7 protein-coding genes are annotated in these 11,422 nt (G+C 77.0%); 1 reads left to right on the top strand and 6 read right to left on the bottom strand.

All coding sequences use genetic code 11. The features are described from left to right. Window positions 1-18: 18 nt before the first annotated feature. Both BTM25_RS22265 and BTM25_RS22260 read right to left on the bottom strand, forming a co-directional pair. Entirely contained in the window at window positions 19-1,164 is a 1,146-nt protein-coding gene (locus tag BTM25_RS22265) for a CaiB/BaiF CoA transferase family protein (RefSeq protein ID WP_103564937.1), read from the bottom strand. 160 nt (window positions 1,165-1,324) lie between these two features. Beyond that, complete coding sequence (locus BTM25_RS22260) at window positions 1,325-2,878, bottom strand: hypothetical protein (RefSeq protein ID WP_103564936.1); 1,554 nt, start codon at window positions 2,876-2,878, stop codon at window positions 1,325-1,327. A gap of 217 nt (window positions 2,879-3,095) precedes the next feature. Between BTM25_RS22260 and BTM25_RS22255 the strand changes: the two genes are divergently transcribed. Then, the gene (locus BTM25_RS22255; RefSeq protein WP_168212207.1) at window positions 3,096-4,772 is read left to right on the top strand and encodes a serine/threonine-protein kinase; all 1,677 of its coding nucleotides are present in this window, start codon (window positions 3,096-3,098) and stop codon (window positions 4,770-4,772) included. On the opposite strand, the gene BTM25_RS22250 is transcribed toward BTM25_RS22255, so the two are convergent. Genes BTM25_RS22250 through BTM25_RS22235 form a run of 4 tightly spaced genes read right to left on the bottom strand, consistent with a single transcriptional unit; the run spans window position 4,667 to window position 11,385 of the window. Beyond that, a complete protein-coding gene (locus BTM25_RS22250) occupies window positions 4,667-6,895 on the bottom strand; it encodes a DUF3488 and transglutaminase-like domain-containing protein (protein ID WP_146059109.1) in 2,229 nt (742 codons plus the stop codon). The genes BTM25_RS22255 and BTM25_RS22250 overlap by 106 nt on opposite strands. After that, a complete protein-coding gene (locus BTM25_RS22245) occupies window positions 6,892-8,028 on the bottom strand; it encodes a DUF58 domain-containing protein (RefSeq protein WP_103564934.1) in 1,137 nt (378 codons plus the stop codon). The genes BTM25_RS22250 and BTM25_RS22245 overlap by 4 nt, the downstream gene beginning before the upstream one ends. A 2-nt stretch (window positions 8,029-8,030) precedes the next feature. Then, window positions 8,031-9,017, bottom strand: a complete 987-nt coding sequence (locus BTM25_RS22240) for an AAA family ATPase (RefSeq protein ID WP_168212206.1) — start codon at window positions 9,015-9,017, stop codon at window positions 8,031-8,033. A gap of 1 nt (window position 9,018) precedes the next feature. Then, window positions 9,019-11,385 carry a fibronectin type III domain-containing protein gene (locus BTM25_RS22235; protein ID WP_146059108.1) on the bottom strand — a complete coding sequence of 789 codons (2,367 nt, stop codon included), beginning with the start codon at window positions 11,383-11,385 and terminating at the stop codon, window positions 9,019-9,021. Window positions 11,386-11,422 lie beyond the last annotated feature (37 nt).

Raw genomic sequence — 11,422 nt, 5'->3', positions numbered from 1 at the left:
CTGCTCGGCGTCGCGGCGCTAGCCCTGGACGACGGCGCCCGAGGCCAGCAGGTCGTCGGCGTCGGCGAACCCGAGGTCGGCGAGGACGTCGCGGGTCTGGCCGCCCGGCAGGACGGGGAGCCCGGCGGTCTCCCCCGGCGTCCGGGAGAAGCGCGGCGCGGGGGCGGGCTGCCGGTGTCCGGCGTGCTCGGGGAAGACGTCGCGGGCCGTGTTGTACGGGTGTTCGGCGGCCTCGGTCAGCGACAGGACGGGCGCGACGCACGCGTCCCCGGGCAGGAAGATCTCGGCCCACTCGTCGCGGGTGCGCTCCTTGAAGCGGGCGGCGAAGGTCTCGCGCAGCTCGTCCCATCCGGCGCGGTCGTGCTGGCCGGGGAGACCGGCGGCGTCCAGGCCCAGCTTGGCGAGCAGTTCGGCGTAGAACTGCGGCTCGATCGCGCCGACCGCGACGTGCTTCCCGTCGGCCGTCTCGTAGACGTCGTACCAGGGGGCGCCGGTGTCGAGCATGTTGACGCCGCGCTCGTCCGTCCACAATCCACCCGCCATGAAGCCGTGGATGAACGTGGACAGGTGCGCGACGCCGTCCACGATCGCGGCGTCCACGACCTGGCCGCGTCCGCTGATCCTGGACTCCAGCAGCGCGGCGAGCACGCCGACGACGAGGTACATGCTGCCGCCCGCGAAGTCGCCGAGCAGGTTCATCGGGACCTGCGGCGGACCGCCCGCCCGGCCGATCGCGTGCAGCGCGCCGGTGACGGCGATGTAGCCGATGTCGTGCCCGGCGCTCTGCGCGAGCGGCCCGTCCTGGCCCCAGCCGGTCATGCGCCCGTAGACGAGACTCCGGTTGCGGGCGAGGCAGTCGTCCGGGCCGAGGCCCAGCCGCTCGGTGACGCCGGGACGGAAGCCTTCCACCAGCACGTCGGCCTTCTCGACCATCCGCAGGACGACGTCCCGTCCGGCGTCGCTCTTGAGGTCGATCGCGATGGACCGCTTGCCCCGGTTGGTGAAGTCCGTGCCGCCGGTCGCCCCCGCGCCCGCCACGGCCGACGCCCGGTCCACCCGGATCACGTCGGCTCCGAGATCGGCCAGCAGCATCGCGGCGAACGGCCCGGGGCCGATCCCGGCCAGCTCGATCACGCGCACCCCGTCCAGCGGCCCCGCACCCATCCGGCCACCCCTCTTCCCCAGAACGTCGTTCGGTCGGCGTCCAGTCTGCCGCATCCCCGTAAGCACGCGCTGACCCGCCCTGGCGCGAACAATGCGGATGCGGCGGCCCCGGCGGGGCTCAAGGGTAATGCCCGATTCTTCAGTTGATCACCGGAAAAGGTCAGTGGGCGGACGCGGTGAAAGTCGCGGACGGCGAATGCGGGGAATCCGGGCCGGGGACGATCAATAGCCCGCCGCGCCGGGAAATGCTGCGCGGACGGCCGTCCACCGACGGCGTCAGGTCCCGGCGGGCGGCGGCGATGTAGGCCCAGCGGCCGGACGGCGCCCGCCACCAGGCGCCCGCCACCGGGCGCGCCTCGTCGCACCAGCCGGTGGCCTGCTCGGCGCGGGGCGTGAGCAGGACGGCGCGGGAGGTCGTGCCGCCGCCCGCGAAGGTGAGGCGGGTGCACGTCCAGTCGCCGCGCCCGCCGTCGAAGGGGAGCTGCCCGGACCAGAAGTCGTACGCGCGGGCCTCGCCGAGGGGGCGGGCGGGCTGCGGGAGCGCGCAGCCCAGCCGCTCCCACAGGTGCAGGCCGCCGCCGGTCAGGCGGGTGACGGGCGGCGTGCCCGGCATCCGGTAGGACAGGGCGAGCGGACGCGGGCCGCCGAGGTGGCCGACGGTCCGGACGGCCGTCCCCGGCCCGTGCTGGTCGAACAGCGGGCCGCGACCGCAGCGGGTCGTGGGCGCGACGGGGTCGGTCACGCCGGACCGCACCGGGACGGCCCGTCCGGCGGGCGTGGTCACCGACGCGATCCACGGCGGCAGCAGGTAGCGGCCGTCGCCGAGCGCGAGCGGGGTCTCGGCGTCCTCGCCCGCCGAGACGACCTCGACGGACCCGCCCGCGAACCGCGCGACGCGGCCCGCCCGGCGCAGCAGCGCGACGGGACGGCCGCCGACGCGGCCCGCGAACAGCAGTTGCGCCCGGTCCGGGCCGGTGCGGTCGGCGGTGGCGAAGGCCCGCGCGGCACGGCCGGCGAAGTCCCGGTCGGACGCCAGGTCGCCGCGCGCGGGCCAGGTGTCGAGGCGGTGCGGGCCGGTGCGCCAGGCGTCCGGCGGGGCGGCGACGACGCGCAGGTCGCGGGCGGCGGCGGTGCCGTCCACGCCGAGCCGTCCGGCCTCCCCGGCGGCGAGCGCGCCGACGAGCGTCGCGGTGAGCGCGGCCCCGGCCGTCACCGGGACGAGCGAGCGGCGCCGCACCGGGCGTACCTGCGCGGCAGGGAACGGCGCGGGCACCTCGGGTGGCTCGGGCGCGGCCTCGGCGGCGGCGAGCACGGCGGCCGGGTCGGCGACGCGCAGCATCGTGAGCTGGTCGCGGACCTCGTAGCCGGGGATCCCGGCGAGCCGCCGCAGCACGTAGGCGATCCGGACGGGCGGGTCGAGCGTCCCGAGCAGGTCGGTGAGCGCCGGGGCGGGCAGCGGGACGGGCAGCGCCCGCGTCCACGGCCCGAGGCCGAGCGCGAGCCGGCGCGGCGGCCGGGCGGCGCGGCGCAGCACGCGGGTCCGGCGGCGGCGCGGGTCGCGCGGGCGCCCGGCGACGGCCGCGTCGGCGATGCGCCGCGCGAGCGCGATCCGCCGGGTGCGGGTGCCCCGGTCGGGCAGGACGAGATAGGCGAGCCAGACGAGATCGCGGTAAAGCGTTCCCGTGGCGGGCTTCTCTCCGGTCGTCTCCGGCATCGCGCCCCCTCCTCTTCGCGTCGTGATGCGGAAAGGCTAGAGATCGCGGACGCGGTGGACAGCCGAATTGACGGAACCCGGACCCGCGATAAAGGGCAATTCCGCCTTTCCGCGATGTGAGGCCGTTCACGCGTGCGGCGCGGCGCGGATGCGGCGTCCGAATCGTCCGCGTACTACGCTGGAACGCCCGCCCCCCGAGCAGAGGATCCCGCTCCCGATGACCGAGGACGTGCCCGGCTACCGCGTGCTGGACAGGGCCGGGGAGGGCGGGTTCAGCGTCGTCTACCGCGCCCGGCAGGAGCGGCTCGACCGTCTCGTCGCGCTGAAGGTGCTGTCGGTCCACGCCGTGGACGACGCGGCGCTGCGCCGGTTCCAGCGCGAGTGCACGATCACCGCGCGACTGTCGGGGCATCCGAACGTCGTGACCGTCCTCGACACCGGGACGACGCGGGCGGGCTCGCCGTACATCGCGATGGAGTACTTCGAGCACGGCGCGCTCGCCGACCGGCTGGACCGGGACGGGCCGCTGCCGGTCGCGGACGCGCTGCGGGTCGGGGTGAAGATCGCGGGCGCGCTGGCGGCCGTCCACGAGATCGACGTGCTGCACCGCGACATCAAGCCGCAGAACATCCTCGTGTCGCGGTACGGGGAGCCCGCGCTCGCCGACTTCGGGATCGCCCGGCTCGTGGACTCCCTGGACGCCCAGCACACGCAGGCGTTCACCCCGCACCACGCCGCGCCCGAAGTGCTGGAGGGACGGCCCGCCGGGGTCGGCTCGGACCTGTACTCGCTCGGCTCGACGCTCTACCAGCTCCTCGCGGGACGGCCCGCGTTCAAGGGGCCGAAGGGCGAGGGCATGGCGCAGCTCATGCTGCGGATCCTGAACGACGCGCCGCCGCCGTTCGGGCCGCACGTACCGCCGGGCGTCCACGCGGTGATCGCGCGGGCGATGGCCAAGGCGCCCGCCGACCGGTATCCGGACGCGGTCGCGTTCGCGCAGGCGCTGCGCGGCATGCAGGCCGAACTCGGACTGCCGGTCACGGACCTGGCGTACGGCACGGCGGACAGCACGGCGGGCACGGTTCCGGTGGGGAGCGACGTGCCGCCCCCGCCGCCGATCCCGGACTGGGCGTCGACCGCGATGGTCGCGCCCGCCGCCCCGGCACAGCAGAGCCCGTGGCAGGCGCCCGTCCCGCAGGACACCGCGCCGCCCGACACGCGGCCCCGGACCGTCCCCCAGCCGCCCGGCACGCAGCCCGGGATCGTGCCTGAGCCGTCGGGCACGCATCCCGGGACCGTCCCCGGCACGTTCAGCTCGCATGTCGGGTCGCTCGGCACGCATCCCGGGGCCGTCCCTGCGCCGTCCGGCACGCATCCCGGGACGCTCCCCCAGCCGCCCGCGCGGCGGGACGGGCCGCGCCCGGGGCTGATCATCGCGGCGTCCGTCGCGCTCGTCGGCGGCCTGGCGGCCGGGGTGGGCGCGCTGGTGTGGGGCGGCGGGGACAAGCCGTCTCCTCCCCCGGCGCCGAAGGCCGCGACGCCGGTCGCGAGCGCCGCGCCGAGCGCGGACACCGGCCCGATCCCGCGCTCCCGGTACACGGCGACGCGCCCGCGCGGCGTGGTCGTCCGCCCGTACGGGACGACGGCCGCGCTGAGCTGGAAGCTCCCGGCGGCGTCCCGGCAGCTCGCGATCCTCGTCCTGAAGAAGCCGGCGGACGGGCAGGCCGTCGTGTCGGCGGGCAACGGCGCGCAGGCGGTGACCGTCACGGGACTGAACGCCAAGCGCGGCTACTGCTTCCGGGTGGGCGCCCTCCTGCGCGTCAACCAGGGGAAGGCGGCGGACGTGTCCTGGTCGTCGCCGGTGTGCGTCCGGGGCGCCCGGACGGCGCGCTGACGGTCCCGGCGCAGCTCGCGCGGGTGCAGCCGCCGGGCGAACCGCGTCCGGGCGGCGGCGAGGCGGGCGATCCGGTCGGCGTGCGTCCAGGCGCGGTCGGCGTCGGCGGCGGTGACCGGCGACGCCGCGAACCGGGCGCGGTTGGCGAGGTCGGCGAGCGGGCGCAGGTCGCCGGACGCGGCGTCCCCGGCCCGCTCGGCGCCGAACGCGGCGACCTCGTGCGCGGTGAGCGTCCGGGCGGAGCGCAGGCCGAGCGCGGCGACGGCGTCCAGCGCCTGCCGCCAGGCCCCGGCGACGCGTTCGGCGGGCGTCCCGGCGCGGCGGCGACGGCGGCGCAGGACGGGCGCGGCGAGCACGGCCGCGAGGTAGCCGACGACGAGCGCCGCGGCGAGCGCCCCCGCGAGGACGGGCCAGGGCGGCGCGCCGTGCCCGGAGCGCGCGGCGGGCCGTGGGACGGGCGCCGCGCTCGGCGGCGTCCCCGCGCCGTCGCCCGGCCGCGCCGCCGCGTCCTTCTGCGCCTGCTCCAGCTTCTTCGACTCGCCCGCCGCGACGTCGGCCCGCTTGGACTTCCCGCGCTTGGCGGGCGTCGGGTCGAACGGCACCCAGCCGGCGCCCGCGAACTTCACCTCGGGCCAGACCAGGACGTCCCGCGACCGGACCTCGGTGATCCCGCCGAGCGGCGCCGCCGGGCGGAACCCGACGACGACGCGGGTGGGCAGCCCGATCGTCCGGCCGAGCACGGCGAACAGCGTGGCGAACTGCTCGGACGTCCCGCGCCGCGACGTCCCGAGGAAGTAGTCGAGCTGCCGGTAGCCGTGGCCGGGCGGCGCGGACACGTCGTAGCGGGCGGTGGCCGCGAGCCGTTCGGCGAGCCGCGCGGCCTGCTGGAACGGCCCGGACGAGCCGTCGGTCGCGGCCTCGGCGAACTTGCGGAAGTCGACGAGCTGGACGGGTTCGCGCGTCTCCCCCGGCCCCCACGGCAGCGCGCGGGCGGCGCGGGCCTCGGGGTCGTCGGCGGTGTCGGCGTACAGCAGTTCGTCGGGATCCCAGCGCGGCGTCGCGGACTCGACCCGGTAGGTCAGGCCGCGCCGCAGCGGGCGCGCGGCGGCGAGGACCCCGGCGCCCGGGTCCACGACGGCGTCCAGGCCGTCCAGGCGGCGCGGACGGTCGGCGGCGGGCGCCCAGATCCCGGGCAGCCCGGCGATCGTGACCGTCTGGTCCAGCGGGCGGCGCGCGACGTCGCCGCCGGTGCCGGGCACGCGTCCGCCGGTCGGGACGAACCGGGCGGTGGACGTCCAGGTCACGCCGTCGAACCGGTCGAGCGCGACGAGCCGCTGGTCGGCGGCCCGGGACGCGCGGACGGTGAACAGGACCTCGTCCGACAGCAGCCAGCCGCCGACGCGGTCCAGCGGGCTGACGCCGTCGCGGGTCTGCGGGGGCGGCGCCTGGACCTGCTCGCGCGGGTCGTAGGGCTCGGCGCCGACCGGCACGTGCGGGACGAGCAGGAACGCCGCCCCGCCGAGCGCCGCCGCCACCGGCACGCCCGTCAGCGCACGGCGGACCCCGGCGTCCGGCGACCGGACGAGCACGAGCGCCGCCAGCAGCACCGCGACCGAGGCGACGAGCACCGCGTTGGACCCCGGCCCGCCGACGCCGAGCAGCAGCGCGACCGCGAACACCGCGAGCGGCGGCAGCCCCGGCGCGATCCGCCACGGCGTCCGCAGCGCCAGTTCCGCCGCCCCGGCGGCGCCGAGCCAGGTCAGCGCGCTGACGAAGGCCAGCGAGCGCGGATCGGCCGGGACGGGCGGCAGCGTCGTGAGGATCGACTTCCACGCGCTGAGCAGGGCGTCGGCGACCGCGTCCGGGAACGCGCCCGCGACGGGCCGCAGCACCGTGACGGCGGCCGTCCCCGCCCACGCCGCGACGGACAGGACGAGCGACGTCCACAGCGGCCACGGCCGGTCCGCGCGGCCCGCCAGCAGCGCCGCGAGCAGGGTCGGGACGACGGCCGCGACCGCGACGACCGGCAGCACCGGCCCGTACCCGAACACCCGGTGGAACGCGAGCCCGGCCGCGCACGCGAGCGCGGCGGTGACGGGCAGCGCGACGTACCGCCGCGTCACCGGCCCCTCCCGAGCAGCGGCCAGGCGGCGGTGAGCGCGTCGAGGCCCTCCACGTCGGCGGCCTGGACGCCCGGCGGCACGGGCGCGCCGTCCCCGGGCCGCACCCGCAGCGCGACGACGCGGTCGTAGCGGGCGCGGACGGCCGCGAGCCGGGCCAGCGCCGAACCGTCCTGGACGACCACCACGAGCGACCCGCCGCCCGGCACCCCGCGCAGCGCGTCGGTGACGGACCGGTCGCCGCCGGGGTCGAGCGCGAGCCGGGTCAGGCGGTCCAGGACCGTCTCGGCGTCGCCGGGCCCGCCGCGCGTCGCCGCGACCGGCCCGGACGCGGCCAGCACCCGCACCGGGAAGCTCGCCCGCGCCGCGCCGACGGCGACGGACGCCGCGACGTCCACGGCCAGCTCGAAGTCGTCGGGGTCGCGCCAGGCGGCGGCGCGGTCGTCCACGAGGACGGTCGTGGTGGGCAGGCTCGCGTCCACCAGGCGCCGCACCATGAGCGTCCCGGTGCGCGCCGACGACTTCCAGTGGACGTGCCGCAGCTCGTCCCCGACGACGTACTCGCGCAGCGCGTGGAACGTCGCGGTGCCCGCCGGGGATTTCTCGCTCGTCGGGCCTTCGAGGTGGTGCGCGCGTCCGGACGGCAGCAGCCCGAGCGGAACGGTCCGGGGCCGCACCAGCAGCGTGCGGGGCGTCCCGTAGGAGCGGACGCGGCGCGCGAGGCCGAGCGGGTCGGCGCGCACCAGCCGCAGCGGCCCGACGGGGATCTCGCCGCGCCGCGCGGTCGGCAGCCGGTAGGTGACGGTCCGCCGCCCGCCGCGCCGCATGCGGGGCAGGTCGACCGCGACGGGCTCGGACCCGGCCGCGTCCCGCGCCGCCAGCCCGCCCCGGACCGCGCGGCCCGCGTTCGTCACGTGCAGGACGCCGACGGCGGGCTCGCCGCGCGCGACCTTCTCCGGCGCGATCTCCCGGCGGACCTCCAGGCGCGGGCGCGGCAGCGTCCACAGCAGCGCCCCGGCGGACGCGGCGAGCCCGGCGGCGCCGAGCGCGGCGGGCTCGGGGTAGCCGAGCCACCAGCCCGCCGCGTACAGCGCCGCCGATCCCGCGGCCGTCGCCAGGCCGAGCGGCGTGAGCATCGTCAGACCCCTGCCGCCTGCGGGGCCGCGACGGTCGCCAGCACGTCCGCGACGACGTCCGCGCCCGTCCGGCCGCGCAGCTCCGCCTCGGGCGTGACGATGAGCCGGTGCGCGATCACCGGGACGGCGAGCGCCTTGACGTCCTCGGGGACGAGATAGGACCGTCCGGCCGCCGCCGCCCGGACCCGTCCGGCGCGCAGCAGCGCCAGGCTGGCGCGGGGGCTCGCGCCGAGCCGCAGGTCCTCATGGCCGCGCGTGGCGGCGACGACCCGGACCACGTAGTCGTAGAGCGGCGCGGCGACGTGCAGCCGGGACGCGAAGTCGATCATCGCGGCGACGTCGTCGCGGGTCGCGACGGCGGGCAGCCGGTCCAGCAGCGCGCCGGACGGCCGTCCCGCGAGGACCTCCACCTCCGCGCGGTGGTCGGGGTAGCCCATCGAGATCCGCATGAGGAACCGGTCGAGCTGGGCCTCGGGCAGCGGGTAGGTGCCGTCCATGTCGACGGGGTTCTGCGTGGCGAGGACGAGGAACGGGCGCGGCACCGGGTGCGGCGTGCCCTCGACGGTGACGCGCCGCTCCTCCATGACCTCCAGCAGCGCCGACTGCGTCTTCGGCGACCCCCGGTTGATCTCGTCGGCGACGACGAGGTTGGCGAAGATCGGGCCGGGGTGGAACTCGAACGCGTTGCCGGCCTGGTTGAAGATCGACACGCCGGTGATGTCGCTGGGGAGCAGGTCGGGCGTGAACTGGACGCGGGTCCAGCGGGCGTCCACAGAGGCGGCGACAGCGCGGGCCAGCGTGGTCTTGCCGACGCCGGGCACGTCCTCGACCAGCAGGTGGCCCTCGGCGAGCAGGCAGACCAGCGCCAGCTCGATCTTGTCGCGCTTGCCGCGCACGACGTGCTCGATGTTCTGCGCGAGCGCGGCGAACATCTGCGCGAACCGGGCGGCGACGGCGTCGGCCTCGGGAGCGGCGGGGGGCTCGGTCATCTCAGGAACAGCTCCACAGGGTCGAGGAGAACTGGCCGGCGTTGGATCCCGGCGTGTTGACGTAGAGGTCACTGACCCACTTGACGCCGTTGTAGTCGATCTTGTCCCACACGCTGCTCTTCAGGTTCGGGTCGTTGTCGTCGGTCACCGACGTCCCGCTCGCCTGGCACAGGACGGTCACCGGGCCGGTGAAGTTCTTCGGGAACGTCCCGGCGCGCGGGTCGCCCGTGCTCGGGCCGGTGTGCAGGATCGTGCTCGTGTACTCGTTGTTGTGGCCGTTGTACGTCCGGGCGTGCGGCGCGACGGCGAGGTCCGCCGTGGCATGGGCGGGCGTGGCCTCGCCCGCGCCGTTCAGCGCGACGATCGTGACGTCGTACTGCCGGTCGTTGGTGAGCCCGGTGAGGCTGTAGCTCGTCCCCGTGGTGGTGTACGTCGCACCGTTCGCGGTGATCCGGTAGCCGACGTCGTAGCCCGGCGCCGGGTTCCAGCTCAACGACGCGCCGTGGTTGACGCCCGTCGCCCGGAACCCGGTGACCTGGCCCGGCGCGGTGCACGGCCGTGCGGTCGCGGACGTCTCCGACAGTGCCTGCGCGGAACGTCCGCCGCTCGTGTACTTGGCCGCGACGCGGAACGTGTAGTCCCGCGAGCACGACAGGCCCGTCACCTGGAACCGGTGCGCCGCGTTCGTTCCGAGCGGCTTCACACCGGGGAACGGCGTGCCCGCGTCGTCGGTGAGGACGTAGCCGGTGACGGCCGCCGCGTCCGCGCCCGGGTCGAACGCGACGGCGACCGTCCCGTTCCCCGGGTCGGCCTGGACGTTCTGCGGCGCGGCGGGCTCCTTGCACGCCCCCGAGGTGAACCGCGCGGACGCGCCGTTGCGCTGCCGGTGCGTGCGCGGGTCGGTGTACCGGACGGTGATCTGGAAGCTGTACGGACGTCCGCACTGGAGGCCGCCGACCGTGAACCGGTAGTCGCCGCCCTGCGGGACCTGCGCGGGCGACGCGCCGGGCACCGGGCCGCCCGCCGGGCCGCGCAGCACGTAGCCGTCCGGGCGGACGCGGCCGAAGTCCGACGACTGGAACGTCACGGTGATCGTCCCGGCGTCGCCCTGCGGGTCGACGGCGCGCGGCGCGGACGGCGGGTCGCCGGGCCGCAGCGGGCGCACCGGCCGGTCGCCGGGGCGCGGGTCGCCGTTGCCGCCTCCGCCGCCGGGCGCGGGCAGCGGCTTGCGGGCGCCGCCCGCGACCTTGTCGTCATATTTGCTGATGTGCTTGATGGAGCCGTCCTGGTCGAGGGAGACGGCGGTGGAGCCGTCCGGGTCGTTGGCCCAGAGCATCCCGTCCTTGACGAAGACCTCCAGCGGGCCGGACCGTCCCGACACCGGGATCGGCTTCTCCGCGTGCCGCGCCGCGTAGTCGTAGACGAGCAGCGCCCCAGCGGACTCGTCCGGAATGTAGACGCGCGGACCGAGCACCTGCGGCTCACCGAGCCGGTGCCGGGGCACGGCGAGGCCGACCGAGGCGACCGTGCCGGTGCCGGTGTCCAGCAGCGTCAGCTCGCCCCGCGCCGCCAGCAGCGGGACGGTCAGGCTCTCGGCCGTCGCGGGCAGCCGCACGCCGCCCGCGCCCGCCGCCCGCACCGCCGACGGCAGCTTGATCGTGCGCGGCCCCTCGGGACGGACGATCGTCGCGGTGGCGTTCTCCGAGTCGACCGCGACCGGGGTGCCCGCCGCGATCGTCAGCCCGAGGCCGCCGCCGGGCCGTCCGGCCGTGACCGGCGTCCCCGGCTTCCCGTCGGTGAACGGGACGAGATGGCCGGACTGCGGCACCGGCACCCACAGGCGTCCGGTGGCGTCCACGCCCGCGCGGCCGAGCGGCGGCGTCAGGTTCGTGACCGGCCCGGACGCGGCCAGCGTCACCGGGTCGATCCGCTGCACGGTGCCGTGGACGGCGTCGACGGTGTACGCGCGCCCGCCGCCGATGACGACCTGGATCCCGGCCGCGCCGAGGTCGCGTCCCTGTTCCACCTTGAGCTGGGACGGGTCGACGCGGCTGACGACACCGGTGGTCTCGTCCACCAGCAGGACCGTCCGGCCGTCCTGCACGACGGTGATCGCGTGGCCGCGCGCGGCGGGCAGGGCGGCCTTGCCGTCGATCCGCCCGGCGAGGCCGTTGGCGTGGACCACGAGGCCCTTGGCGGTCGCGCCGAGCCAGGCGCCGACGTCGGACACCCGGTAGGTCGCGCCGGCCCGTCCGACGCCGTAGACGAGCGCCGCGACCAGCAGCAGCCCGACGGCGCCCACGGCGACCTGCCCGGACAGCCGGTCCCTGCGCAGCAGCCCGCGCAGCACCCCGCCCCCTGAACCCACAGTCCGTTCACCCCTCCGTCAGGGACCCGCTCGCATC

Origin of the sequence: Actinomadura rubteroloni (genome assembly GCF_002911665.1) — a bacterium.
In the GTDB taxonomy this organism is placed as follows: domain Bacteria; phylum Actinomycetota; class Actinomycetes; order Streptosporangiales; family Streptosporangiaceae; genus Spirillospora; species Spirillospora rubteroloni.
The sequence above is the reverse complement of the archived record's forward strand: the minus strand, read 5'-3'. Positions and strand labels throughout refer to the sequence as shown.